Source organism: Kitasatospora sp. NPDC043949 (assembly GCF_056435365.1).
On record NZ_JBWKEQ010000045.1, the window covers coordinates 22,739 to 47,419 of the forward strand.

Genomic DNA, 24,681 nt, shown 5'->3' on the forward strand with positions numbered 1-24,681 from the left:
GGTCGGAGTCGACGTCCGGACCCGGCGCCCGGCCCCGGTCAGAACCGCGCCGGGCGGCCCTCCAGGAAAGCGGCCAGCCCCTCGGACACGTCCGAGGTCTCCCGGGAACGGCGCTCCCAGGGCGCCAGCGCCTGTGCCGCCCGCTCCGCCGGGACGGCCAGCGCGGCCTTCACCGCGCCGATGGTCTGGGCCGAGCGCCGGGTCAGCAGCCGGGCGAACTCCAGTGCCGCGGCGTCCAGTTCGGCACCCGGCAGGACGCGCTCCGCCAGGCCCAGCGGCAGCGCGTCGCGGCCCGTCACCAACTCGCCGGAGAACAGCAGGTACTTGGCGCGGGCCGGGCCGACCAGCCGGGCCAGCCGCACGGTCGGTACCGCCGGGTAGACCACGCCGAGCTTGGCCGGGGTGATCCCCAGCCGGGCGTCCTCGGCGACGAACCGCAGGTCGCACGCGACGGCCAGCTGGCAGCCGCCGCCCACGCAGGCGCCCTGCACCACGGCGACGGTCGGGTGCGGGAAGGCCGCCAGCGCCTCCTCGGCGGCGACGTTGACCGCGTGGTAGGCGTCCGCGCACTCCGGATCGCCGTACACCTCGGCGAGTTCGGCGATGTCCGCGCCCGCGCTGAAGGTGCCGCCGGCGCCGGTGACCAGCAGGGCGCGCACCCCCGGCTGCTCGGCGAGGCGCAGCAGCACCTTCGGCAGCGCCTGCCAGATCTCCAGGGTCACCGCGTTGCGCCGGTGCGGTCGGGCGAACTCCAGGACGGCGACGCCGTCCTCGCCGACGTACGCGTGCAGGCCCTCGGCGTGGGCTGGCAGGGCGGAGCGGTCCCGCGTGAGCAGCGGCTGGTCCATGCGCACCTCCGGGCGGTCGTGGTGCGCCCACTCTCTCAGGAGGCGACGGCGCAGTAGTCTCCGAGGCCGCCCTCGACCAGGGCGAAGGCGCGCGCGGCCCGGTCGAGGGCGGCGGGCAGGGCGGCCGTGGCGCGTTCGCCGGCCAGCATCCGGCGCTGGTTCTCGGTGGTCAGGGCCAGTCGGGCGGCGAGCAGTTGGGCGGCGGCGATCTGTGCGGTGAGCTCGTCGTGGGCCGGGTCCTGGGCGAGGAGTTCGGTGGTCAGCAGGCCCTGCGCGTGCCGGCCGAAGCCGGCGGTGGCGCGCATCGCCAGGGCCGGTGTGCGGTGGATCAGCCGGACCACGTCGAGCACGAGCGGTTCGTCGCTCAACCCGGTGGCCGGGTCGTGCTGCTCCAGCGCGGCGAGGTACTGCTCGCGCAGCGCCGCCACCGCCGAGGTGCCGGGGGCGCGTTCGCGGACCACCCGGGCCGGCTCGTCGAGGTGCTGCTCCATGGGGGCCATGACCAGGTCTTCCTTGGTGGGGAAGTAGTTGAAGACGGTCATCTTGGACACCTCGGCGGCGGCCGCGATCTCGGCCACCGAGACCTGGTCGAAGTCCCGCTCGGCGAACAGCCCGATGGCGGTGCGCCAGATCCGGATGCCGGTCTGGATCTTCTTGCGCTCGCGCAGCGGAAGGGCGTCGAGGTCGCGGTCGTCGTCGGGGCTGAAGCCGGTGTGCGTCGCCATGGTTCGACTGTACCAGGATCAAAGATCGACCAGGATAAAGATTGAGCCGAGCTTAAGAATTGACCAGGTATAAAAAAACTGCCATGGTGAGGACGTGCCGCCGGCCGCACCGGCCCGGCCCGAACTCCACCGACCCTGGGGGGACTTACCGATGGCACCCGCTGCCCTGATGACACCGGCCCAGCGCAACCTGGGCATGCTGCTCTGCCTGGTCACGATCGTGCTGGCCGTGCTCGACATGAACATCGTGTCCGCGGCCACCGTGCCGATCGTCCGGGAGCTCGACCCCGTCCACGGCATCGACCGACTGCCCTGGCTGATCAGCTCGTTCGCTCTCGCCGCGACCGCGCTGCTGCCGCTCTACGGCAAGCTCTGCGACCTGTACGGCGCCAAGCGCGTGCTGCTCGGCGCGGTCGGCACCTTCCTGGTCGGCTCGGCGCTCTGCGGGTTCGCGCAGTCGATGGGCCAGCTGATCGCCTTCCGGGCCGTCCAGGGCATCGGCGGCGGCGGGCTGATGAGCGTCACCATGGTGGTCATCGCCCACCTCAAGGACCCGGCCGAGCGCGGCAGCGGCAAGGGCGGCGCGATGGGCGGGGTCGTCGCGGGCATCGGCATGGCGGTCGGCCCGCTGATCGGGGCGCTGTTCACCGACCACCTCAGCTGGCGCTGGATCTTCTACATCAACCTGCCGCTCGGCCTGCTCGTCCTGGTCGGCACCGCCCTGGTGATCAAGCTGCCGCCGGCGGCCGGCCGCCGCAGCCTGGACTTCCTCGGTGCGGCCCTCGCCGCCGCCTTCGCGACCGGGCTGCTGCTGGTCACCGAGTGGGGCGGCAAGGACTACGCCTGGACCTCCCCGGTGATCCTCGGGCTCGTCGCCGCCACCCTGGCCGCGCTCGGCCTCTTCGTGTGGCGCCAGGCCACCGCCGCCGAGCCGGTGCTGCCGCTGTCGCTGTTCCGGATCAGCGTGGTGCGCCTCGGCTTCGCGATCCAGGGCCTGGTCGGGATGGGCATGACCGGCTCGATCGTCTACGTGATGCTCTACCTGCAGATCGCCCGCGGCATCGACCCCACCTCGGCCAGCCTCTACCTGATCCCGATGGCGGGCGGGATGACGGCGGTCGGCCTGCTGGCCGGCCGGCTCACCGCCCGCGGCCATGCGGAGCGCACCTTCCTGGTGGCCGGCGCGGGCTGTGCGGCGATCGCCCTGCTCCTGCTCGGCCTCAGCGGCCCGACCACCGGGCTCTGGGCGGTCTGCGGCGAACTCGTCCTGCTGGGCTTCGGGATGGGCCAGCTGATCGGCCAGCTGGTCGCGGTGGTGCAGGAGTCCGTCCCCCGGCACCAGCTCGGCGTCGCGACCACCGGGATCCGCTTCTTCCAGACCCTCGGCAGTGCGCTCGGCGCGGCGCTCTTCGGCACCGTGCTGGCCCGGGCCTTCGCGGACGGCGAGCCCGGCCTGCCGCTCGGCGCCGTCCGGACGCTCGGCGGCGCGGCCCGCGAGCACGCGCTGCGCAGCTTCACGGACGCGGTCGACGTGGTGTTCCTGTCGGCCGGCGGCCTGCTGGTGCTGGTCCTGCTGCTCGCGCTGCGGGTGCCCAGGACGGTGGCGGCGGCGGAGCCGCCGGTGCTGGCGGCCTGAGGGGCCTGAGCGGCCTGAGGGGCTGGGGCCCGGGGGCGACGGCCCGGGGAGCGGCGGGGTCCGGTGGGACACGGGGGTGTCCACCGGACCCCGCCGCGTCCGGTCAGGCCCCGGGCGTCCACTCCGGGGCCAGGATCGACCAGATCTGCTTGTCGTGGCGGACCCCGTTGTGCGGGTACCACTCGCGCAGGGTGCCGTCCAGGGTCATGCCGACCCGCTCGGCGACGGCCCGGCTGCGGGCGTTGCCGGCGGAGCACCACCACTCGGCGCGGTGCAGGCCGCGGGTGGTGAAGGCGTAGTCGAGCAGCCGCCGGACGCCGGCGGTGATCAGTCCGCCGCCCTCGCCGGCGGGCTCGGTCCAGGCGCCGATCTCGCAGACGCCGCTCTGGGCGTTGAAGCTCACGAACATCACGCCGCCGACCAGCGTGCCGTCCCGCCAGATACCGTAGATCCGGCCGCTGTCGGCGGCCTGCTGGTCGGCGTAGCGCTGGAGGGTGGCGCGGGCGGAGTCGAGGTCGGTGGAGCGGGTGGCCCAGGGGATCCACGGGTCGGTGTGGGCGCGGGCGCGGTCGATGTGGGCCAGGAACTCGGTCGCCTGCCACGGCTCCAGCGGGCGCAGTTCGGCGTTCTCGGCGAGCGGTACGGCAAACATGGGCTGGCCTTTCACGGGATGCACGGTTCACGGGATGCGCGGTGTGCTGGGAACCATACATAACAAACGTTTGGTATGTACGATGACCCCCATGACACCGGCCCGTGGAGACCATGACGCCCGCCGCCTGGAAGTGTCCGAGGGCGTGTGGCGGGTGCTCTCCAGTCGCGGCTTCGAAGGGCTGACCCTGCGTGCCGTGGCCACCGAACTGGGCGCCTCCACCGGCCTGTTGACGCACTACTTCCCCAACAAACGGGCCCTGCTGAGCCACGCGCTGGACGAGCTCGACCGGCGCTCCGGCTCCCGGCCCCGGCGCACCGCCCCCGCCGACGGCACCCCGCCGCCGCCCCCCGGACTGGCCCGGCTGCGGGCCGCGCTGCTCGACGTCCTGCCGCTGGACGGGGCGGCGGTGGCCGGCAACCGGATCTGGGTCGGCTCCTGGGACGTCGCCCTGTCGGACCCCGCGCTCGCGGCCGCGCACGCGGGTCGCTACGCCCGCTCGCGCGAGGCCCTCGCGGTGCACGTCGCGGACGCTCAGCGGCTCGGGGAGCTCCCGGCCGGGGCCGACGCCGCCGCGCTCGCGACCGGCGCGCAGGCCTTCGCGCTCGGCCTGGTGGTGCAGGTGCTGTTCGCCCCGGCGGAGTTCCCGCCCGAGCGGCAGACCGCTCTGCTGGACGCCTACCTGGCCGGGCTCGCCACCGCCGGCTGACTCGCCACCGCCGGCAGGCTCGCCGCCACCGGCCGAGCGGCCGGCCGGGTTCGCGATCACGGGCCGGGCGGCCGGCCGGGTTCGCGACCGAGCGGTTCCCGGCCGGGTCGGTGGGGCGGATCGTCCCCGGGGCGTGATTCGCCCGGAATTTCGGTTGTTCGGGTCTTCTCCCGCATCCGGTCCGTAGTGGCGGTCATCCGGATCGGCCGGTTATCGCAGTGGCCATGACACGGATAGTCACGGGTTAGGTGCGGTGGGTACGGGCAATCGGGCGGCGTGCGGACGGGATTTCCGGGAGCCCGTGGCGGCCGGGCAATGCGGCCGCCGGCCTGGCGGCCTGCGGGAATGGCGAGGTGGTGCCCCCAGCAGGATTCGAACCTGCGACCTACCGCTTAGAAGGCGGGTGCTCTATCCGCTGAGCTATGGGGGCGGGACGGGCTGCGCCCGGGCGGGCGTGACCGTGGCCGGGTCGGGCGACGAGCGCTGGGGGCGCGCGTGTCCGGCCCCGTACCGTGAGGGTGGGGGTGGGGGTCGGTGGGCCCTCGCCCTGTCGGGGACAGGATAAGGGTGCCCAGTTCCTCGGCCGAGTGTGACGACACCGCCGTTGGTGTGTCGGTTCGGTGGAGCGGTCCGATAATCGCAGGTGAACGCCGTGAGTGCAGCGGTCTGGGAGTGTTCCGAGCCGGACGTTGTGCAGTCGTTACGGGGCTGCCGCCCCACCCGTTATGGATTCGGCACGGAGAATGTGTCGTCACCGGTGCGGGTGGGGGGCCGTATTCGGCTTCCTCCGGTCGGATGACGTGCGCGGACGGTCGGCCGGCGCTGTTCCGGGGCGTGTCGGTTGGGGGCGACGAGCAGTCGGTTTGTTGTCATGGCCGCGATGAGATGGGCGCGAAGGGGTGCCGAAAGGCCGAAATTCACCCCTGCGAGTGACGTCGGTTTTCCGAGGCATCGAGTTGTCCACAGGATTTCAGAACTCCCTGGCGGGGATTTCCCGCGAAGCACACTCTCAACGCGCGCCGGTCGATTCCGTACGATGCATCGGCGAGAACGGAGAGTGCGCTGTGAACGAGATGCAGGTGACGATCGTCGGCATTGTCGCGACGGAGGTGACCTACGGCGAAACGGGCAGCGGGGTGCCGATGGCCAAGTTCCGGCTCGGCTGCACCGAGCGCCGGTATGACCGGCAGCGCGAGTGCTGGGCGGACGGCGAGACGCAGTGGCTGACGGTGACGGCCTGGCGGGGGCTCGCGGTCAACCTGATCGGTTCGCTCGCCAAGGGGGATCCGGTGCTGGTGAGTGGTCGGCTGCGGCTGCGGGAGTGGATCGACGGCGAGGTGAAGCGCACCGGGGCCGAGATCGACGCCCGATCGGTCGGACACGACCTCACCCGTGGTACCTCGGCGTTCCGTTGGGCGGCGGGGGTGCGCGGGCAGCCGCCGGGCGCCGCCGGGCCGGCCGGGGCGCAGGCTGGCGGAGGGGTGGTGCCGGGGTGGATCGCCGACGCGCTGGAGGCGCGGAAGGCCTCGGCGGTGGCCTCGGCGCCGCGCCCGCCGGAGCCCCCGCCGCCGGTGCGGCCGGTGTCGGGTGGGGCGGCGGAGGCGGAGGCGGGGGAGCGGGGGCGGGTGGCCGAGGGGGAGCGGGGAGGTGGCGAGCAGGCTGCGCTGATCTGACGGGTCGATGACCTTAACTGTCGACAAATATGTTGATCGAGACTGTTGTTGCTCCCGCACGCGCAATCTCGCCCGGATAACGAAAAGTCGCGAGGAGATTCTGGCTGATCGTCAGCTTGTGTCGAAACTGAGGGGGTTGATAACGATCCAGATACGGAATCGTCCTGATTTCGCATGGGGGTTTCGGGGCCTGCGGGGCTCAATAGGATTCGTCTGGTTCATACCCGCAGCAGCGCCACAGGGGGCGCGCGCGGCACGGCAAGTCGGCGGGCTGTCCATCGGTGCGGCCCGGCCCGGAGGGATCCCAGATGTTCCAGAGGCAGGCGCGGAGTCTCCCCCGCATAATCACTGTCATGCTCACGACCAGCCTGGTGTTGGGCGGGGGCCTGTTCGCGGCCGGTGCGGCGGCCGCGGCGGACACCCCGGGTGCGGGCGTCAAGGCCGTCCTCCAGAACACGATGTTGGGCGAGAAGATCGACGTCGAGGGCAAGGGGACCGTCGACGGCGGTCTGTTCACCCTCAAGACGTCCAACGGCGAGATCCAGACCTACTGCATCGACTTCGACAACCCGGTCTACCTGGACAGCGCCGCGAAGTACCAGGAGTCGGACTGGAAGTCGAGCTCCCTCGGCGGCAAGAACAAGGTCGAGGCGGCCTCCAAGATCCGCTGGATCCTGGAGAACTCCTACCCGCAGGTCAAGGACCTGACGGCGCTCGGCAAGACCGTCGGCGTCGACGGCCTGACCGCCGAGGACGCCGCCGCGGGCACCCAGGCCGCGATCTGGAAGTTCTCGGACAACAAGAACGCCACCCCGCGCAACGCCAAGGCCAAGAAGCTGCGCGACTACCTGCTCGGCGACGCCAACAAGGGCATCGCCGCCGAGCCCAACCCCTCGTTGACCCTCAACCCGGACTCCGTCTCCGGCAAGTCCGGCAACAAGCTCGGCCCCTTCACCCTCAAGTCCAGCGCGGCCGAGGTGAAGCTCACCGTCACCGGTGACGCCGCCGACAAGGTCAAGGTGGTGGACAAGGACGGCAAGCCGGTCGGCGCCACCCTGACCGGTCCGATCAAGGACACCCAGCTGTTCCTGGACGTGCCGGCCGGCACCCCGGACGGCTCGGTCGCCCTCGCCGCCGCCGCCGACACCGTCGTGCCCAGCGGCCGGGTCTTCCTCAGCGAGGGCTACGACCCGAAGCGGCACAGCCAGAGCATGATCCTGGCCGGTTCCAGCAAGCTCAGCGTCTCCGCCGGCGCCAAGGCCACCTGGAAGCAGGGCGCGGGCGCGCTGGTCGACAGCACCGCCCAGGTCGAGTGCGAGAACAACGGCGTGCGCGTCACCGTCACCAACGGCGGTGACGAGGCCGCCACCGTCACGGTCAAGCCGGGCAAGCAGCTGACCGTCCAGCCGGGCAAGACCGAGAACGTGCTCGTCCCGGTCGCCGAGAAGGCCGCCTACGACATCAACGTCACCGGCCCGAACGGCTTCGCCAAGGAGTTCAAGGGTGTCCTGGACTGCAAGACCGGTGTGACCCCGCCGACCTCCGGCCCGTCGACCCCGGCCGCGACCGGCACCCCGAGCACCGCCCCGAGCACCGCCCCGACCGGCACCCCGAGTGGCACCCCGAGCCAGGCCGGCACCCCGTCGGCCGGTGCCAGCACCGCCGCCGGCGCGCACCCGAGCCCGGCCGCGACCAGCTCCGCCCCGGGCACCGGTGGCCTGGCCCAGACCGGTGCCAGTGACTCGACCCCGATCCTCGCCGCCGTCGCCGGTGGCCTGGTCCTGGCCGGTGGCGCCGCGGTCTTCGTCCTGCGCCGCCGTGGCCGCCACGGTCGCACCGCCGCCTGAACCGCCCCGCAGGCCCGGAGGCGCTGACCTCCTGAGGCCCTGACGGCACCCGGCCCGGCCCCCGCACCCGCTGCGGGGGCCGGGCCTTCGCCGTTCAACCCCGCGCTGCGGATACCCCCGTGGGGCACACCGGGCGTTCGGGGCTCCCGGCCGGGTGCGGCACAATGGAAGGCTGCAAGCCGAATACTCCCGACGACGCCGGAGCGATCTCACGTGGCGGAATACATCTACACGATGCGCAAGGTGCGCAAGGCGCACGGAGACAAGGTCATCCTTGACGACGTGACGCTCAGCTTCCTCCCCGGGGCGAAGATCGGCGTCGTGGGCCCCAACGGCGCGGGCAAGTCCACCGTGCTGAAGATGATGGCCGGCCTGGAGCACCCCTCCAACGGCGACGCCTTCCTCTCGCCCGGTTTCACCGTCGGCATGCTGCTCCAGGAGCCGCCGCTCGACGAGACCAAGACCGTCCTGGAGAACGTCGAGGACGGCGTCAAGGAGATCAAGGGGAAGCTCAACCGCTTCAACGAGATCGCCGAGCTGATGGCGACCGACTACTCGGACGCCCTGCTGGACGAGATGGGCAAGCTCCAGGAGGACCTGGACCACGCCAACGCGTGGGACCTGGAGGCCCAGCTGGAGCAGGCCATGGACGCGCTGGGCTGCCCGCCCGGCGACTGGCCGGTCACCAAGCTCTCCGGTGGCGAGAAGCGCCGCGTGGCGCTCTGCAAGCTGCTGCTGGAGTCCCCCGACCTGCTGCTCCTCGACGAGCCCACCAACCACCTGGACGCCGAGTCGGTGAACTGGCTGGAGCAGCACCTGGCCAAGTACCCCGGCACCGTCGTCGCCGTCACCCACGACCGGTACTTCCTGGACAACGTGGCCGGCTGGATCCTGGAGCTCGACCGCGGCCGCGCCATCGGCTACGAGGGCAACTACTCCACCTACCTGGAGTCCAAGCAGTCCCGCCTCAAGGTCGAGGGCCAGAAGGACGCCAAGCGCGCCAAGCGGCTCCGCGAGGAGCTGGAGTGGGTCCGCTCCAACGCCAAGGGCCGCCAGGCGAAGTCCAAGGCCCGTCTGGCCCGCTACGAGGAGATGGCGGCCGAGGCGGACAAGATGCGGAAGCTGGACTTCGAGGAGATCCAGATCCCGCCGGGCCCGCGTCTGGGCAGCATCGTCATCGAGGTGGAGAACCTCTCCAAGGCCTTCGGCGAGAAGATCCTGATCGACGACCTCAGCTTCACCCTGCCGCGCAACGGCATCGTCGGCATCATCGGTCCCAACGGCGCCGGCAAGACCACGCTGTTCAAGATGCTCCAGGACATGGAGACCCCGGACTCCGGCGTGGTCAAGGTCGGCGAGACCGTCAAGATCAGCTACGTCGACCAGAGCCGTGCCAACATCGACCCGAAGAAGACCCTCTGGGAGGTCGTCTCCGACGGTCTGGACTGGATCAACGTCGGCCAGGTCGAGATGCCGTCCCGCGCCTACGTGTCGGCCTTCGGCTTCAAGGGCCCGGACCAGCAGAAGCCGGCCGGCGTGCTGTCCGGCGGTGAGCGCAACCGCCTGAACCTGGCGCTCACCCTCAAGCAGGGCGGCAACCTGCTGCTCCTCGACGAGCCCACCAACGACCTCGACGTCGAGACGCTCTCCTCGCTGGAGAACGCCCTGCTGGAGTTCCCCGGCTGCGCCGTGGTCATCTCCCACGACCGCTGGTTCCTGGACCGGGTGGCCACCCACATCCTCGCCTACGAGGGCGAGAGCAAGTGGTTCTGGTTCGAGGGCAACTTCGAGTCGTACGAGAAGAACAAGATCGAGCGGCTCGGCGCCGACGCGGCCCGCCCGCACCGGGCCACGTACAAGAAGCTGACCCGCGGCTGACACCCAGCCGTCACGGCGGCCCGGCAGACTGCCCCTCGGGGCGGCCTGCCGGCCGCCGGCCCGCCGCCACCGCACGGCGGCGGGCGACCGGACGTCGAGGAGAACACCTGTGGCCCGCCACATCTACGCCTGCCCGCTGCGCTGGTCCGACATGGACGCGTTCGGCCACGTCAACAACGTGGTCTTCCTGCGCTACCTGGAGGAGGCCCGGATCGACTTCATGTTCACCCAGGCCGCCGAGGCCGGGGCGGGGGAGTTCGCGGGCGGCTCGGTGGTGGCCCGCCACGAGATCGACTACAAGCGCCCGCTGGTGCACCGGCCGGAGCCGGTCACCGTCGAGACCAGGGTGACCCGCATCGGCGGCGCCTCGCTGACCGTGTCCTACGAGATCAAGGACGTCGCCGAGGACGGCACCGAGACGGTGTACGTCCAGGCGTCCACCGTGGTCGTGCCCTACGACCTGGCGGAGGGCCGGCCGCGCCGGATCTCGCCCGTGGAGCGGGAGTTCCTGTCCCGCTTCATGGACGAGGAGCCCGCCGTAGTCGCCGCCTGAGCACCCACCTCCGACGATTCGAGCTGACCCGCGTTGACCATCACCGCCCGCCTCGCCCTCACCGACGCCGGGGAGGCCGCCGACCTCTCCGCGTTCCTGCTGCGCCTGCTGCGCTTCGACAAGGCGGCGGCCGTCCGGTTGCAGGCGGTGGCCCCGGCCGGGGAGGACGGCGTGCTGGCGGTCTTCGGCCGGCTGCCGCTGGGCGGTTCGGGCGCGCTGGCGATCCGCACCGCCCGGCTGACCGGGCCGGCCGAGCCGACCGATCTGACGGTCTCGGCGGGCCAGCTGCTGGACGGCGTGGACGCCGGGACGGGTGCCGTCGAGCTGCCCGCCCCGGTGACCGGACCGGCCTGGGCCGGGCTGCTGCCGCCGCGCACCGGCTGGCGGCCGGTCGGGGCGCCGCCGGCGGCCGAGGTGTACCCGGAACTGATGGCCGGGGTGCGGGAGTTCCGTGAGCGCAGCGAGGCCGTCCCGGCGCACCACCGCGGCCGTGCGGTGCTGGACGCGCTGGCCGACGAGATCTGGTCCCGCCCGGTCTCCGTGCTGCCGGAGCTGCCGCTGCGGGCGGTGCACGCGGCGTACGTGATCGGCTTCCTGAAGCCCGGGGCCCCGCTCACCGTGCACCGGGCGGGCGGCTGGCTGCGGCTGAGCGCCCCGGCCGGTTCGGTGGCGGTCCGGACGGCGGCCGCGCCCGGCGCGGGGCTGGGGCTCAGCGCGCTCCGGTAACCCAGCCGGGGGCTCAGCCCGATCCGGTAACCGGGCCCGGCCCGGGGCTCAGCCCGGGGTGTTGATCATCGAGGCGGCGGCGTAGGTGAGGTATTCCCAGAGCTGCTGCTCGGCCTCGGCCGGCAGGGCCAGGTCGTCCACGGCGGCCCGCATGTTCCTGAGCCAGGCGTCGTGCGCGGCGCGGTCGACCTTGAACGGCACGTGCCGCATCCGCAGCCGGGGGTGGCCGCGCTGCTCGCTGTAGGTGCGCGGGCCGCCCCAGTACTGCATCAGGAACAGGGCCATCCGCTCCTCGGCCGGGCCGAGGTCCTCCTCGGGGTACATCGGCCGGAGCAACTCGTCCTCGGCGACGCCCTGGTAGAACCGGTGGACCAGTCGCCGGAAGGTCGGTTCGCCGCCGACCTGGTCGAAGAAGGTCTCCTCGCTGAACGTTCCTCGCCGGATCTCTTTCACCCGACCATGGTCGCAGACGCCGACGGGGTCGTACACCGGGACCAAAGGCGTACGACCCCGCAGGGCGTGTGTCGGGGCTCAGGCGACCGGGGCGGCGGTCACACGTCCTCCCACTTGAACAGCTTCCAGGCGACGCCGGTCAGCACGGCCGCGAAGAGCAGCAGCCCGCCCATGGTGGGCAGGGCGTCCATGACGCCGCCGCCGCGGGTCAGCACCGACTGGGCGGCCGTCACCAGGTAGCGCAGCGGCATGACCTTGGAGATGGTCTCCAGCCAGCCGGGCGCGCTGTCCAGCGGGATGAACGCGCCGGACAGGAAGGACATCGGCAGCACGATGATCTGCGAGATGCCGTTGGCCGCCTCCTCGGTCTTGGCGACCGAACCGGCCAGCAGGCCGATCGACATGAAGGCGAGCGTCGCGCAGGCCACCAGCGGGATGACCAGCCACCAGTTGCCGGTGAGCTTGAGCCCGAAGAAGTTGGTGGCGACCGTCAGGAAGACGGTGGTCTGGAGGAGCGAGGTCAGCAGCGAGACCAGGATCCTGGAGCTGATGACCGTGCCCGCACTCACCGGGGCCAGCCGCAGCCGGCGCAGCACCTTGCTCTTGCGCCACCCGACCAGGGTCAGCGCGGCACCGAACACCGCGCCGGTGGCGACGGCCCAGCCGAGCAGGCCGGGGGTGAGGAACTGGATCGGCTTGAGCGACTGGTCCTCTACCTGTTGGGCGTCCAGCACGTAGGCCGGCTTCTGGCCGGTGGCGGCCTGGTTGGCGCTCTGGACCACCGAGTTGACGATGCCCTGGAGCGCGCCGGCACGGACCGTGTCGGCGGCGCTGAAGCGCAGCTCGACCTTGCCGTCCGGGCCCTGCTCGATCATCGCGTCGAAGTCGCCCTTGCGGACCTTCTCCAGTGTGGCGGCCGCGTCGTCGGTCCTGGTGATGGTGAGGACCTTGTCCAGGTCGACCCGGCCCTCGCCCTGGATCGAGTCGAACAGCTTCACCGCGCCGACCTGCGCCACCTTGGCGTGCGGGCTGCCGGAGCCCTTGCCCACGGTGCCGAAGAACACCAGGAACACCAGCGGGAAGAGCAGGATGAAGAAGGTCGCGGTGCGGTCGCGCTTCATGCCGAGCAGCATCGCGCGGGACAGGCTCCAGAACGCGCTGACCCGCTCCCGCTCGGCGCTCGCGCCGCCGCTCGACCCGTCGCGCCGGGCGGGGGTCTTCGGCTCGGTGGACGTGCTGGCGGTCATGCGCGGTACTCCCGTCCGGTCAGCTGGAGGAAGACGTCCTCCAGGGTGGCGCCGCGCACTTCGAGGCCGCGCAGCGCGTTCTGCTCGGCCAGGACGCTCAGGACCGGGGCCGGGAGGCGGGTGGAGACGGAGAGCGAGACGCTGTCGTCCTCCAGGGCGGCGATGTCGGCGCCGGCCGTGGTGAGCAGGTCACGGGCGCGCTCGACGGACAGCTGGCCGGACGCGATGCTGATCCGGACGGTGTCGTCGATCTCGCGGATCAGCGTCGCCGGGGCGCCGGTGTGCAGGATCTTCCCGTGGTCCATGATCGAGACCCGGTCGCAGAGCACCTCGGCCTCGTCCAGGTAGTGGGTGGTCAGGACGACCGTGCGGCCCTCGCCGTTGATGTCCCGCAGGAGGTCCCAGAGGTTGCGCCGGGCCTGCGGGTCGAGGCCGGTGGTGGGCTCGTCCAGGAAGACGATCTCCGGGTCGTGGGCCAGCGCGCAGGCGATCGACAGGCGCTGCGCCTGACCGCCCGACATCTGGTCGGTCATGACGTCGGCCTTGTCGGTCAGGCCGACCCGCTCCAGCATCGCGTCGGCCCGCTTGGGGCCGACCCCGTAGAACGACGCGAAGGTGCGGATGGTCTCCCGGGCCGTCAGTTTCCGGAAGAAGGCGGAGGCCTGGAACTGCACGCCGATGCGCGGCAGCAGTTTCGGATTGCGCGGCCAGGGCGCCAGTCCCAGCAGCTCGACCCGGCCCTCGTCCGGCTTGCGGACGCCTTCCAGGATCTCCATCGTGGTGGTCTTCCCGGCGCCGTTGGGGCCCAGGATTCCATAGAATTCGCCGGCCTCGACGGTGAGGGACACCCCGTCGACGGCCTGCACGTCCCCGTACCGCTGACGGATGCCGTCGGCGGATATAGCTGCAGTCATGTGGCCTGAGCCTAGGGCTTGCGAAGGTCCCTGTGCACGTCGGTGGCGACGAATTTGTGGATCGTTTGAGGAATCGGGAACAAGCCGGGCCGGGCGGAAGTTGAATTCCGCCCGGCCCGGCCGGAGTTATTGCCGACGGCCTTTCAGGCGCGGTGCACCGTGATCGTCGTCCAGGCTCCGATGTGGATCCGGTCGCCGTCGTTCAGCGGCACGGCGGTGTGCGGGGCGATCGGCTCCGCGCCGCCGTTCACGGTGGTGCCGTTGGTCGAGTCCTGGTCCACCAGGACCCAGCTGCCGTCCGCCTGTTCGGCGAGCATCGCGTGCTGGTGCGAGGCGCCCGGGTCCTCCGGCGGCACCGACAGGTCGATCTCCGGCACGGTGCCGCGGTGCTGGCTGCGCCGCCCGATCCGCAGCTGGCCGCGGCCGGTCAGCGGGATGCGCCGCTCGGGGCAGTACGGCGGGAAGAACAGGCCGGCCGCCTCGGGGCCGCTGCGGGCCATCATCTCGGTGAAGTACTCGCGGTCGGCCGAGACCACCGCGATCCAGTTGGCCCGGAGCGGCTTCGCGGGGGCGGCCGTCGGTTGCGGCTGCTGGGGTTGCTGCGGCGGCTGCTGCTGATGCGGCGGGGCGAGGTGGAACGAGGTGCCGAAGTCGCCGCCGCGGTTGTTCGGGCCGGGGGGCTCGGCGTACACCGGGCCGGAGTCCTCGCGGACGGGGGCCTCGGGGAACGCGCCCTCCGGCGTGGGCCCCTCCTGCCCGTTGGCGGGCAGGGAGGGAGGGTAGCCGTAGGTGTGCGCGGGCGCGGGGGCCTGCTGCGGGTGCTGGGTGTGCTGCGGCTGCGGCTGCTGCGGGAGGGGCGGTTGGCCGTACGGCGGTTGGCCGAACGGCGGCTGTGCGGCCGGCGCGCCGCCGTACGCCGCCGGGATGTTCAGCGGCGGCTGGCGGCGCGAGGGGGTGGAGAGCTCGTAGTCGTACCCGCACTCCTCGCAGAACCGTCCGGTCTGCGGGCTGCGGCAGATCGGGCAGACCGTCAGGCCCTCGGTCAGGTTGGGGTGGCCCTGGGCCGGTGGCGGCGGCATCGCGCCGGGCTGCGGCGGGACGCTCCCCGGCGGCATCGGCGGAGGCGACAGCGGCGCGCCGTAGGGCGTGCCGCGGTGGTCCGGGTGCCTGGACTGCTCGAACGAGTCGGGTGCCTCGGGCGAGGCGGGTGCCCCGGGCACCGGGTGGGAGCCGTACGCCCCCGGGTGGGCCCCGTGGGCCCCGTGGGCTCCCGGGTGGGCTCCGGGCGGCGTCGGGGCCGGCGGAGTCATCGGGAAGCCGCAGAAGTCGCACCAGTCCTCGGCCTGCGACTCGTGGCCCCTCGGGCAGATCGGCATCAGTTCCCCCTCACATCGAGCCGGCTTGGGGCGGCGTCGCACCGGGTCGTCGGCCCGGTCACGTCTTCAGCGGTCACTTCTTCACACGCACCGTCTTGGTCGACCGGGTCTCAAGGGTCATCGAGTCGGCCTCGCTCACGTTCTTACGGAACCGAACCGTACCCTCCTTCGGGTCCACCACGTCCACCACCTTCTGCAGCAGTTTGTAGGTGCCCTCGTTGCCGGTCGCGTGCGCGATCCGGACGGCGGCGCCCAGCTTGGACGTGGCGGTGTCGACGTCCCCGGCCCGGTGGGCCTCCAGGCCCTCCTGGATGGAGGAGGCCAGCTCGGCCTGCCCGGTGTAGTGGGCGACCTGCGGGCTGATCCGGGTGGAGGAGGCCAGGTCGTCGGTCCACACCGCCTTGACCAGGCCCTGGGAGAGCACCTCGGGGGTGCCGCTGCCGACCTGCGGGGGCAGCACCAGGCTGATCCGGGCGGCGAGCATCTCGTTGCCGATGGAGGCGGCCGGGACCTCGACGCAGACGTGGTAGTCGCGGCTCTCGTCGCCCCAGGAGCCGGTGGGGTAGTCGCCGGCCCGGGGGCCGGCCTCGGCGCGCCGGGCGGTGAGGTCCTCGACCGCGGGCGCGACCTGCTTGACGAACTTGACCGCGGCGTTGGCCGGGGTCCAGATCCGCAGCGCGACGTCGGCGACCTGCTTGCCCATGGCGCCGGCCATCATCGAGCGGAAGTCCTCGGCCAGGCCGGAGGGTTCGGCGACGATGTCGACGGTGCCGAGCAGCGCCGAGGAGATCTTGCGCAGCTCGTCGATCCGCCAGTCGGTGCCGACGCCGCGGCAGTCGGCGGTGAAGTGTCCGGTGACCCGCTCGATGGCGCGTTCCAGGTCGACCGCCGACTCGTGCTCGTTGTTGCCGTCGGTGAGCAGGACGGCGTGCCGGATGGCGATGTCGCGGCGGGTCAGGAAGAGCTTGTCGGCCTTGGCCAGCCAGGTGCCCATCGCGGTGCCGCCGGCGGCGGTGAGGCGGCGCAGGGACTCCTTGGCGTGGCCGCGGGTGGTGGCGGAGGCGGTGGCGAGGGTGCCGTCGCCGGGGTAGATGTCGCGGGCCTCGTGGGTGCCGGCGACCACGGCGAAGGCGGTGCCGTCGCGCAGCGCGTCGATGGCGGCGGCGGTGGCCTCGCGGGCGCCGTTGATCTTGGTCTTGGGGTAGTCCATCGAGCCCGAGCAGTCCACCAGGATCACCACGGCCGCGGCGGTGTCGGCGCTCTGCGGGCCGCCCGCGTCGGCGATGCCGAGCGGGCGGCCGCCGGAGGTGCCGCCGCCGGTCGCGGTGACCGTGACGATGGCGTTGACCTCGCGGGCGCCGTCGGCAAGGTACTCGTTCTGGAAGATCTCCACGTCGAACCTGGGCAGGTTCGGCTTCGCCAGTGTTGCCATGGGCCGGTGGCTCCCGTCGGAAGGGTCGTCGGTACGGATCGGTCGGTGGGGGCCGGCCGCGTCGGGGGCGGGCCGGCGGGCCGGGTGACCGCCGGGGTCGGCCCCGGGCGGGCGGCGTCCGGTCAGGCCGTCGGCGGGTGCGGCGGCTGCGGGGGGACGGTGGGTGCGGCGGGAGCGGTGGGCGGTGCGGGGGGCGCCGGCGGGGCGGCGGGGGGCAGCGGGGCGGCGGGGGAGCCGATCACCGGGAGGTCCGGCAGGGTCGGCTCGTAGTCCTCGTCCTCCTCGGCGGCGCGCCTGGCACCCGCCGCGGTGATCAGCGGCAGGTCGAGCGCGGTGGCGGTCCGGGGGTCGTCCTCGTCCTCGCCCTGGTCCTCGGCACCGGCACCGACGCCGGCAGCGGCGCCCGCGGCCGGCGGGTCGATCGGCAGGACGGCGACGGTGATGTTGTCGTGGCCGCCGGCGGCGATCGCGAACTTCACCAGGGTCTGTGCCGCCGCGAGCGGTTCGGTGCGGGCGTCCGGCCGGACGAAGTACGCCAGGTCGGTGGCGGCCTCGGCGTAGTTCCACAGCCCGTCGGTGCAGATCAGCAGCACCCCGGGGACGTGCGGCGTGAAGTCGAGGGTGTGCGGGACGACCTCCTCGGCGTCGGCGCCGAGCCACCCGGTGATCGCGTGGGCGCGCGGGTCGGCGTACGCCTCGGCCTCGCTCATCAGCCCGGCCTCGACCATCCGGGCCGCCCAGGAGTCGTCCTGGGTGAGCCGGAAGGGCTCGGCGCCGGCGCGGTCGTCCGGGATCCAGTAGGCGCGGGTGTCGCCGACCCAGCCGATGGTGATCCGGCCGCCGGAGGCTATGGCGCTGACGTAGGTGCAGGCGGGCGCGTTGAGGTCGGGCCGGGCGGGCCCGGGGCCGGCCTGGGCGAGGTCGGCGACGGCCCCGGCGGCGTCGGCGATGGCCTGGCGCATGGCGGCGGTGGGTTCGCGGCCCGCCTCCAGGGCGCTCAGCAGCGACTCGGAGGCGGCGTCGACGGCGGTCTCGGAGGCCTCGTCCGGCCGGTCGGAGGAGGAGACGCCGTCGCAGACCACGGCGACCACGACCGGCTCGCCGCCGGGCAGCGAGGTGGCGGCGATGGTGAAGGAGTCCTCGTTGCGGTGGTGGCGCACGCCGCGGTCGCTGACCCCGGCGACGCCCGCGAGGGACTTCTCCATGTGGTCGCGCGGGCGCGGCTGGGCGCCGCCGCACGCCTCGCAGTAGCCGTCCGCGGTGACCTGCGGCAGCCCGCAGTGCGCGCAGACCGGCCCGTGCTGGGGCGGGACGCCCTCGGCCCGGGCGGTGGCCCAGTTCGCGGGCATCGCGCCCGGGGCGGTCCGGCCGTCCCGGCTGGCGCCGCAGGCGCCGCAGTAGGCGTCCTCCGGCTCCAGCGGTTCGGAACAGCTCGGGCACACGGTCTGCTGCGGCATCGGCTACACCCACGTCCTGGGGCGGGCGCGGTTGGCCCGCTCCACCATCTCGATCCTGGTCTCGGCCCGGTCGGCCAACCGGGCGAGTACCCGGTAGGACTGTTCCAGGGCGAAGCGCAGTTCCCGCTCCACCGCAGGTCGTCCCAGCACCGTGGTGCCGCCGCCCTGCTGGGCGCCGGTCGAGCCCGCGGTGACCCAGCCGAGGGCGGCGCCGAGCAGTTCGACGGCCAGTTCCTCGCGGCGGCGGTCGTCCAGGCGCAGCGCGGTCAGCTGGTCGGAGCTGGCGCCGAGGTCGGCGGCGAGCGGGTCGGTGGCGGGCCGTTCGCGCAGCCGGGCGCGGACGGCCGCGATCCGGGCGGCGGTGTACTGGTTGGAGGTGGCCGGGACGGACTCCAGGACGCGGACGGCACCGGGCCGGTCGTCCTCGGCCAGCCGGACCCGGGCGAGCCCGAAGGCGGCGCTGAGGTAGGCCGGGTCGGTGGTCCAGACCAGTCGGTAGAACTCGGCGGCGTCGCCGCCGTCGCCGAGGAGCTCGGCGCAGATGGCGAGGGCCAGCTTGGGGGCGGCCTCGCCGGGGAAGGCGTCGTAGACCGCGTCGAAGGCCTCGGCGGCGGCGCGCAGCCCGGCCTCGTCGGGCGAAGCCGGGCCGTCCGGGCCGTCCGGCCCGTGCACGGCGCCGACGAGGGCGATCGAGCTGCCAGGGCCGTCCGGGCCGTCCGGCCCGTGCACGGCGCCGACCAGGGCGACCAGGCCGCGGTACCAGACGACCCGCCAGTCGTCCGGGTACTCCCGTTCCAGGGCGTCGAGGGCCTCCTCGGCGGCGGCGCGGCGGCCGAGTTCGAGGTGGGCGCGCAGTTCGCGCAGCCGCCGTTCGATGGAGAGGGCGGGCGCGCCGGACAGGGCGGCGAGCGCCTCCTCGGGGTCGGTGGCGAGCAGGGTGGCGAGGAAGCCGGCGTTGGGGTCGCCGGGGTCGACGCGCGGGACGGGCAGCGCGAGGGCGGCGGCGGCCGGGTCGAGGGCGGTCACCAGGAGCTGTCCGGGCTGCTCGGTGGGCATGACCAACTCGGTGTCCACGACGCGTAGTTCGGGGCCGAAGAGGGTGGACAGGGCGGGCCGGGCCCGGCCGTCCTGGAGGGCGAGGATCTCGCGCAGCACGCCGGTGAGCTGGTCGGCCATCTCGTCGGCGGAGGAGAACCTGCGGGCCGGGTCCGGGTCGGTGGCGCGGACCAGGAAGCGGTAGTACGACTCGTAGCGGGCGAAGACCTCGACGTCCTCGGGGCCGGGCAGGGTGTCCCGGTAGGTGGTGCTGTAGCCCTGGAAGTCGAAGGTGAGCACCGCGAGGGTGCGGGCCACGGTGTAGAGGTCGGAGGCGGGGGAGGGGCCGTGGGTGGCGATCTCCGGGGCCTGGTAGCCGACGGTGCCGTAGATCGGGCCGTCGTGGTCGAGGCGGCAGACGGCGCCCATGTCGATGATCTTGAGCGCGTCGCCGCTCTGGATCACGTTGTCGATCTTGAAGTCGCAGTAGATCAGGCCCCGGCTGTGCAGGTACCCGAGCGCGGGCAGTGCCTCCAGCGCGTACGCGATCGCCTGCTCGACGGGCAGCGGCTCGCGCCGGCCGTCCGGGGTGCGGCGGTCGTTGGCGATGTCCTTGAGCGACTTGCCGCCGACGTACTCCATCACGATGTAGCCGTCGGTGGAGCCGGAGCCGACGTCCAGGTGCTCGGCGAAGTTGATGATCCGGACGATGTTCGGGTGGTCCACCTCGGCCAGGAAGCGGCGCTCGGCGACGGCCACGGCGAGCGCGTCCTCGTCCCCGGTGTCCAGCAGGCCCTTCAGGACCACCCACTTGTCGTTGACCCGCCGGTCGATCGCCAGGTAGATCCAGCCGAGGCCGCCGTGCGCCAGGCAGCCCACCACCTCGTACTGCCCGCCGACCAGGTCGCCGCGGCGCAGCTTGGGCGTGAACGAGTACGGCGTGCCGCACTTGGTGCAGAAGCCGTCCGGGCGGCCCGGCCGGCCGTTCTTCTCCCGGCCCACCGGGGTCTCGCACTTGGAGCAGAACCGCTTGCGCTCCGGGACCTCCGGGTTCTCCAGCACCGCCAGCGACGGATCGGCCGTCTCGACGGTCGGCACCGTCACCAGGCCGGCGCCCAGCCGGTTGCGGGTGCCCGCGCTGACGCTGCCGCGGGTGCTGCGCACCGAGACCGAGCGGCTGCTGCCGGTGCGGGTCGAGCGGTGCGAGCGGGAGCGGCCGGACATCGAGCGGGCCGAGCCGGTGCGGGTCGAGCGGATCGAGCCGCTGCGCGCCGAGTCGGCGGAGAGCCGGGAGGACGGGACGTAGGGCTGGGTGACGCCGGTGTCGCCGCCGGGCGGGGTGAGGCCGCACTCGTCGCAGTAGCCGTCGGCGTCGATGGCGCCGGAGCAGTCCCTCGGGCAGGGCGCGCCGGGGCCGGCGGCCGGCGCCCCGGTGGCCTTGGAGGCCCCGGAAGCCCCGGAAGCCTTGGAGGACACCGCGGCCGGGGCGAGCCCGCACTCGTCGCAGTAGCCGTCCGCGTCGATCCCGCCGTTGCCGGAGCACTCCGGCCGTACGCACGTCCCGCCCATCAACCTCAGCCCCCCTGGACCTGTCCGTCGACCGGCGTGTGGCCGGTCGTCTCCTGTGCGGCCTCGGCCTGCGCCGGCCGCAGCGACTGCTGGAAGCGGGCCACCGCGGCGGCCGCCGCCCGCAGGTCGCAGGGCGCGCTCCACAGCAGCCAGCGCGCCTTCTCGTACCGCTCGATCACTTCCGGGTCCTCGGAGACCCGCAGCCGGGCGGCCATCGCCTTGTACGCGTCCAGCCGGCCGCGCAGTTCGGCGCGGACGGCCAGCGGCTGGGTCACCTCGGTGAGCGACTGCCGGGCCCGGGCCAGCTCCTTGGCGGCGGCGTCCTCCAGCGTGTCCAGCAGCGGCGCCAACCGGCCCCACTGGCCGCCCTGGCGCAACTCCAGTGCCGTCACGATCCGTTCGCGCAGCGCCGAGGCAGGCCCGGGCACCGCCGGGACGTCGCTGGAGGCTATCTTCGCCAGCACCTCGCCGCGCGCCCGGCGGGCCTCGGCCAGGGTGGCGTCGGCCCGCTGGAGCAGGTCGCCGACGCCCTGGAGGCGCTCCTCGGCGTCGTCGCGCAGCCGCAGCAGGTTCTCCAGTTCCAGCCGGACGCCGTCCAGCGCCCGCCCGGCCCGGTCGAACCGCTCGGTGTCCACCACCCCGGCGGGGGTGGCGAAGGCGCCGCCCTCCGGCACGGTGCCGCGCTGGGCGGGCACCCGGGCCGGGCGCCACAGCGCCAGCGGGTCCTCGCGCACCTCGGCGCGCAGCCCGGTGAGGTCGGCGTCCAGCCCGGCCAGGTCGTCGGCGAGCGGGTGGCCGCCGGCCCGCACGCCGAGCGAGGCGGCGAGGTTGCCCACCCGGTGGAGTTCGGCCAGCAGCAGGTCGATCCGGGCCGGCAGCGCCGACCAGACCGCGTCGGCGGCGCTGACCACCTCCAGCACGGTGGCGTACCAGGAGTTCATCCGGGTCATCAGCGTGTCCAGGCTGATCCGCTCGACCAGCCGGGCGGGCGCGCCGAGCAGCTGCGGGCCGTCCGGCAGCGCGCCGCCGGGGACGGTCACCGCGTCGCCGGTGAGCAGTTCGCTCAGCTCGGCGAGTTCGGGCGCGCCGGGCTTGGCCTTGCGGGCCCGTACCGCGCGCGCCGAGGCCAGTGCCTCCGCGTAGCGGTCGAACAGCGCCCAGAGCAGCGGCAGGCCCTTCCCGGCGACGGACCAGCGCTCCAGCGTGCGCCCGGCCAGTTCGGCGCCGTCGAGCAGCCGCAGGCCCGGATGGTCCTGGAGGGCGAGCAGCGCCGACTCGACCGCGTCCCGCTCCGCGCCGAGGCGCGCCAGCGCGCGGTCCACCTCCTCCCGGCTCAGTACCGGGCCAGCCGAAGCCGCCAACGCCGTGTCCTTCCTTCCTCGCGTGCGATCCCGACGTACCTGACGTGCGATCCCACGACATCCCCCGTGCCCACCACCGGTCTCCCCGTGGTGATCGTCCCGAACCCTAGCCGGTGGCCGTTCGGGCGGAGCGGGCGGTGGGCGTCAAGACCGCGTCAACGGCCTGCTGACGCCCGTGCGCCGCCCGGTGCGTCAGCGGGCCGGCCAGTACAGGCCGGGGTCCTTGGAGTTCTCGGGCAGGTAGGGCTGGACCCACTGCTCGAACGACTTCTGCCAGCCCTTGTCCTTGTCCGCGTAGTAGTCGGAGATCACCTGGTTGACCCGGGCGGTGAGGTCGGTGCTGTTCTGGCGCATCGCGACACCGATCGTCTCCGGCTGTTCGAAGCCGTCCACCACCTTCACCGTCTGGTCCTGCGCGGCCTGGCCGACCGCCAGTTCGTCGTCGGTCATGGTGGCGTCGACCTTGCCGAGCTGCATGCGGACCAGGCAGTCGAGCTGGTTGGTCACCAGGACGAGCTGCTTGGCGCTCTTCTTCGCGTTCAGCACGTCCTTGGCCACCGAGCCGTCCGCGGCGCAGACCGTCCTGCCGTTGATCGCCTCGTCGAGGTTCCTGGCCGTGGACGACCGGGGCACCAGGACCCGCTGCTTGATGTTGAAGTACGACCGGGAGAAGGCGACCTTCTTCAGGTTGGCGCAGCTGATCGTCATGGTGCGGACGATCAGGTCGACCTGGTTGCCCGTGAGGGCGTCGACCCGGCCGGCGGTCGACACCGGCTTGAGCACCACCTTGGCCGGGTCGCCCATGACGGCCGCGCCGATCGCCCTCGCGAGGTCGATGTCGAAGCCTTCGAGCTCACCGGTGTTCGGGTTGCGGGCGCCCCAGCGGTAGCTGTTCTGGTCCACGCCGATGATCAGGGTGCCCTTGGCCTTGATGGCCTTCACCGCCGGGCCGTCCACGGTGCTCGGCGGCACGGTGCTGGTCAGGTCGCAGGACTCGGCCTGGTCCTGCCCGGTCGACCGGACGGCCTGCGGTGCGCCCGTGGCGGACGCGGGCGCGGCGCCGGACGGCCCGCCCCCGCCGAGCACGGCCGCGCCGGCGGCCAGCAGCGCCAGCACGGCGGCCGGCCTGGTGCCTGCGGTTCTCCTGCGCATGTGTCCGTTCCCCCCTCTACCGGTACTCGGCCAGTCGGCGGCCCAGGCCGCGCAGTGCGGCGGCTGCGGCCACCACGCCGAGCAGCGCGGCCGCGAGGGCGGCGAGCCGGAGGTCGCCCTCGGTGCCCTTGGCGGAGCGCTCGAAGTGGTCCTGCTCGGTGGTGGCGGCCTGGTCGAGCGCCTTGTCGGTGGCCTTGAAGGCGCCGTCCGCGGTGTTCGCCTCGGCGGCCGGGTCCGCCGTCACGGTCGCCTGCAACGCGCCCTGGTAGTCGGCCTGCTGGGTCTCCAGGGTGTGCGCCGCGTCGTGCCGGGTGCGCCACGTCCCGTACTGCCGGTCGGCCTCGCCGATCTGCTGCCGGGCGTCCGCGGGGGCCAGGTCGAGGGCCTGGCGCAGCGAGCCGGAGTGCTGCTCCATCGGGACGTTCGCGGGCTCGCCCCCGGCGAGCTGCCGGGTGATCGTCGTCCACTGGTCCGCGTACGCGGTGGTGGAGCCGCGGGCGACGAGGTTCAGGTTCTCCGCCAGCCGGGCGGAAAGCACCTGCACCCGGGCGGTGTTGAGGGCCCGCAGCGGCTGCGCGCCCTGCTTCCAGCTCTGCTGGAGCGCGGCGTTGGTGGTCAGGCCGGTGACGGCCAGCCAGAGCGCCCCGGCCAGGACGGCGGCGGTGGCCCCGAGCAGGCCGGGGTTGAACACCCGGTTGGTGCGGCGGAACAGCGTCAGCTGCACCCAGACCAGCGCGCCGAGGGTGAGCACCCCCAGGCCGTACGCGGCCCACGGGCTGGACTTCGCCTCGGCGTAGTCCTTGTCCAGCTCGTCGTTCTCGATGGCGGTCAGCTCGGCGGCGCGCGGCAGCAGGGTGCCCTGCATCTGCTCGGAGGCGTACCGCAGGTAGGCGCCGCCGAGCGGCAGGCCCAGCCGGTTGTTCGCCCGCGCGGTCTCCACCAGGCCGGCGTAGACGGGGAGTTGCTCGCTCAGCTCGGTGAGCTTCTGGTACGCGGGGGAGCCGATGGTGGTCTGCGCGGCGGCCTTGGTGATCAGGTCGGTGGCCGAGGCCAGATCGCCCTCGTAGTCGCCGCGCACGGTCTTCGTCTCCGCCCCGGCGAGCAGGAAGTCGGTGGCCGCCGTGGTGTCGGCGCGGGCCAGTAGGCGGTGGATGTCGGCCGCGTCCTTGCTCAGCGGCTGGCTGTGCTGGACCACCCGGTCGGCGGCCTCCGCCTTGGTCTCCAACTGCCAGGCGGTCAGCGCGCCGAAGGCCACGGTCAGCACCGCGAGCACCGCCCCGGCCAGCCGCAGCCGGCCCGGCGCCGTCCGGGTGGCGTTCGCCAGCCGCGCCCGCAGGCCGGACAGGCCGCGCGGCGCGGGGCCGGGGGGGGGGGGGGGGGGGGGGGGGGGGGGGGGGGGGGGGGGGGGGGGGGGGGGGGGGGGGGGGGAGGGGGGGGA

At 73.3% G+C, this 24,681-nt stretch carries 20 protein-coding genes and 1 tRNA gene; 7 read left to right on the forward strand and 14 right to left on the reverse strand.

All coding sequences use genetic code 11. The annotated features are described in order from the left end of the window. Positions 1 to 38: 38 nt before the first annotated feature. Both AC07AL_RS29375 and AC07AL_RS29380 read right to left on the reverse strand, forming a co-directional pair. On the reverse strand, positions 39 to 848 hold the full coding sequence (locus AC07AL_RS29375) for an enoyl-CoA hydratase/isomerase family protein (protein ID WP_400812201.1): 810 nt from the start codon (positions 846 to 848) through the stop codon (positions 39 to 41). 35 nt (positions 849 to 883) lie between these two features. Then, the gene (locus tag AC07AL_RS29380; RefSeq protein ID WP_400812203.1) at positions 884 to 1,573 is read right to left on the reverse strand and encodes a TetR/AcrR family transcriptional regulator; all 690 of its coding nucleotides are present in this window, start codon (positions 1,571 to 1,573) and stop codon (positions 884 to 886) included. Between the two features lie 151 nt (positions 1,574 to 1,724). Between AC07AL_RS29380 and AC07AL_RS29385 the strand changes: the two genes are divergently transcribed. Continuing rightward, positions 1,725 to 3,209 (forward strand): MFS transporter, encoded by a 1,485-nt coding sequence (locus tag AC07AL_RS29385; RefSeq protein ID WP_400812205.1) that lies wholly within the window; start codon positions 1,725 to 1,727, stop codon positions 3,207 to 3,209. A 103-nt stretch (positions 3,210 to 3,312) separates the two neighbouring features. Here the strand turns inward: AC07AL_RS29385 and AC07AL_RS29390 are convergent, their stop codons facing one another. Then, a complete protein-coding gene (locus AC07AL_RS29390) occupies positions 3,313 to 3,861 on the reverse strand; it encodes a GNAT family N-acetyltransferase (protein WP_363588605.1) in 549 nt (182 codons plus the stop codon). A 91-nt stretch (positions 3,862 to 3,952) separates the two neighbouring features. On the opposite strand from AC07AL_RS29390, the gene AC07AL_RS29395 reads away from it, so the two are divergent. Then, positions 3,953 to 4,570 carry a TetR/AcrR family transcriptional regulator gene (locus AC07AL_RS29395; RefSeq protein WP_363376299.1) on the forward strand — a complete coding sequence of 206 codons (618 nt, stop codon included), beginning with the start codon at positions 3,953 to 3,955 and terminating at the stop codon, positions 4,568 to 4,570. Between the two features lie 354 nt (positions 4,571 to 4,924). On the opposite strand, the gene AC07AL_RS29400 is transcribed toward AC07AL_RS29395, so the two are convergent. After that, positions 4,925 to 5,000 (reverse strand) — tRNA-Arg (locus tag AC07AL_RS29400). A 643-nt stretch (positions 5,001 to 5,643) separates the two neighbouring features. Here AC07AL_RS29400 and AC07AL_RS29405 point away from each other — a divergent pair. From AC07AL_RS29405 to AC07AL_RS29425, 5 genes are all read left to right on the forward strand, one after another. Further along, a complete protein-coding gene (locus tag AC07AL_RS29405; RefSeq protein ID WP_478318817.1) occupies positions 5,644 to 6,243 on the forward strand; it encodes a single-stranded DNA-binding protein in 600 nt (199 codons plus the stop codon). Between the two features lie 353 nt (positions 6,244 to 6,596). Then, positions 6,597 to 8,090, forward strand: a complete 1,494-nt coding sequence (locus AC07AL_RS29410; RefSeq protein ID WP_363632518.1) for a Cys-Gln thioester bond-forming surface protein — start codon at positions 6,597 to 6,599, stop codon at positions 8,088 to 8,090. Between the two features lie 213 nt (positions 8,091 to 8,303). Next, positions 8,304 to 9,968 (forward strand): energy-dependent translational throttle protein EttA, encoded by a 1,665-nt coding sequence (gene ettA / locus AC07AL_RS29415; RefSeq protein ID WP_079135893.1) that lies wholly within the window; start codon positions 8,304 to 8,306, stop codon positions 9,966 to 9,968. A gap of 109 nt (positions 9,969 to 10,077) precedes the next feature. Then, positions 10,078 to 10,521, forward strand: coding sequence for an acyl-CoA thioesterase (locus AC07AL_RS29420; protein WP_063349408.1), 444 nt, complete (start codon positions 10,078 to 10,080; stop codon positions 10,519 to 10,521). Between the two features lie 33 nt (positions 10,522 to 10,554). Then, positions 10,555 to 11,247 carry a DUF8185 domain-containing protein gene (locus tag AC07AL_RS29425; RefSeq protein ID WP_363588613.1) on the forward strand — a complete coding sequence of 231 codons (693 nt, stop codon included), beginning with the start codon at positions 10,555 to 10,557 and terminating at the stop codon, positions 11,245 to 11,247. Positions 11,248 to 11,295: 48 nt separating this feature from the next. Here AC07AL_RS29425 and AC07AL_RS29430 read toward each other — a convergent pair whose 3' ends face one another. The 10 genes from AC07AL_RS29430 to AC07AL_RS29475 all read right to left on the reverse strand — a co-directional run bounded on the left by AC07AL_RS29430 (position 11,296) and on the right by AC07AL_RS29475 (position 24,507). Further along, positions 11,296 to 11,700, reverse strand: a complete 405-nt coding sequence (locus AC07AL_RS29430) for a globin (protein ID WP_363588615.1) — start codon at positions 11,698 to 11,700, stop codon at positions 11,296 to 11,298. 98 nt (positions 11,701 to 11,798) lie between these two features. Then, positions 11,799 to 12,947: an ABC transporter permease gene (locus tag AC07AL_RS29435; RefSeq protein WP_363588617.1), complete on the reverse strand. Its 1,149-nt coding sequence runs from the start codon at positions 12,945 to 12,947 to the stop codon at positions 11,799 to 11,801. After that, positions 12,944 to 13,861: an ABC transporter ATP-binding protein gene (locus AC07AL_RS29440; RefSeq protein ID WP_363588618.1), complete on the reverse strand. Its 918-nt coding sequence runs from the start codon at positions 13,859 to 13,861 to the stop codon at positions 12,944 to 12,946. The genes AC07AL_RS29435 and AC07AL_RS29440 overlap by 4 nt, the downstream gene beginning before the upstream one ends. A gap of 143 nt (positions 13,862 to 14,004) precedes the next feature. Then, complete coding sequence (locus tag AC07AL_RS29445) at positions 14,005 to 15,237, reverse strand: FHA domain-containing protein (RefSeq protein WP_478318799.1); 1,233 nt, start codon at positions 15,235 to 15,237, stop codon at positions 14,005 to 14,007. Between the two features lie 73 nt (positions 15,238 to 15,310). Continuing rightward, a complete protein-coding gene (locus tag AC07AL_RS29450; RefSeq protein WP_063349411.1) occupies positions 15,311 to 16,669 on the reverse strand; it encodes a vWA domain-containing protein in 1,359 nt (452 codons plus the stop codon). Between the two features lie 122 nt (positions 16,670 to 16,791). Next, positions 16,792 to 18,126: a protein phosphatase 2C domain-containing protein gene (locus AC07AL_RS29455; RefSeq protein ID WP_363632523.1), complete on the reverse strand. Its 1,335-nt coding sequence runs from the start codon at positions 18,124 to 18,126 to the stop codon at positions 16,792 to 16,794. Between the two features lie 3 nt (positions 18,127 to 18,129). Continuing rightward, positions 18,130 to 20,730 (reverse strand): serine/threonine-protein kinase, encoded by a 2,601-nt coding sequence (locus AC07AL_RS29460; RefSeq protein WP_363632525.1) that lies wholly within the window; start codon positions 20,728 to 20,730, stop codon positions 18,130 to 18,132. Between the two features lie 5 nt (positions 20,731 to 20,735). Further along, positions 20,736 to 22,091 carry a hypothetical protein gene (locus tag AC07AL_RS29465; RefSeq protein ID WP_363588622.1) on the reverse strand — a complete coding sequence of 452 codons (1,356 nt, stop codon included), beginning with the start codon at positions 22,089 to 22,091 and terminating at the stop codon, positions 20,736 to 20,738. Positions 22,092 to 22,283: 192 nt separating this feature from the next. After that, positions 22,284 to 23,243, reverse strand: a complete 960-nt coding sequence (locus tag AC07AL_RS29470) for a transporter substrate-binding domain-containing protein (protein ID WP_363632526.1) — start codon at positions 23,241 to 23,243, stop codon at positions 22,284 to 22,286. A gap of 16 nt (positions 23,244 to 23,259) precedes the next feature. Then, a complete protein-coding gene (locus AC07AL_RS29475; protein WP_478318800.1) occupies positions 23,260 to 24,507 on the reverse strand; it encodes a hypothetical protein in 1,248 nt (415 codons plus the stop codon). Positions 24,508 to 24,681: the final 174 nt, after the last annotated feature.

Excerpts from the sequence above, each read along its gene's own strand:
- AC07AL_RS29445 (WP_478318799.1), bottom strand. The coding sequence starts at position 15,237 with ATGCCGATCTGCCCGAGGGGCCACGAGTCGCAGGCCGAGGACTGGTGC.
- AC07AL_RS29470 (WP_363632526.1), bottom strand. The coding sequence starts at position 23,243 with ATGCGCAGGAGAACCGCAGGCACCAGGCCGGCCGCCGTGCTGGCGCTG.
- AC07AL_RS29395 (WP_363376299.1), top strand. The coding sequence starts at position 3,953 with ATGACACCGGCCCGTGGAGACCATGACGCCCGCCGCCTGGAAGTGTCC.
- AC07AL_RS29405 (WP_478318817.1), top strand. The coding sequence starts at position 5,644 with ATGCAGGTGACGATCGTCGGCATTGTCGCGACGGAGGTGACCTACGGC.
- AC07AL_RS29455 (WP_363632523.1), bottom strand. The coding sequence starts at position 18,126 with ATGCCGCAGCAGACCGTGTGCCCGAGCTGTTCCGAACCGCTGGAGCCG.
- AC07AL_RS29460 (WP_363632525.1), bottom strand. The coding sequence starts at position 20,730 with ATGGGCGGGACGTGCGTACGGCCGGAGTGCTCCGGCAACGGCGGGATC.
- AC07AL_RS29385 (WP_400812205.1), top strand. The coding sequence starts at position 1,725 with ATGGCACCCGCTGCCCTGATGACACCGGCCCAGCGCAACCTGGGCATG.
- AC07AL_RS29375 (WP_400812201.1), bottom strand. The coding sequence starts at position 848 with ATGGACCAGCCGCTGCTCACGCGGGACCGCTCCGCCCTGCCAGCCCAC.
- AC07AL_RS29450 (WP_063349411.1), bottom strand. The coding sequence starts at position 16,669 with ATGGCAACACTGGCGAAGCCGAACCTGCCCAGGTTCGACGTGGAGATC.
- AC07AL_RS29380 (WP_400812203.1), bottom strand. The coding sequence starts at position 1,573 with ATGGCGACGCACACCGGCTTCAGCCCCGACGACGACCGCGACCTCGAC.
- AC07AL_RS29435 (WP_363588617.1), bottom strand. The coding sequence starts at position 12,947 with ATGACCGCCAGCACGTCCACCGAGCCGAAGACCCCCGCCCGGCGCGAC.
- AC07AL_RS29440 (WP_363588618.1), bottom strand. The coding sequence starts at position 13,861 with ATGACTGCAGCTATATCCGCCGACGGCATCCGTCAGCGGTACGGGGAC.
- AC07AL_RS29410 (WP_363632518.1), top strand. The coding sequence starts at position 6,597 with ATGCTCACGACCAGCCTGGTGTTGGGCGGGGGCCTGTTCGCGGCCGGT.
- AC07AL_RS29390 (WP_363588605.1), bottom strand. The coding sequence starts at position 3,861 with ATGTTTGCCGTACCGCTCGCCGAGAACGCCGAACTGCGCCCGCTGGAG.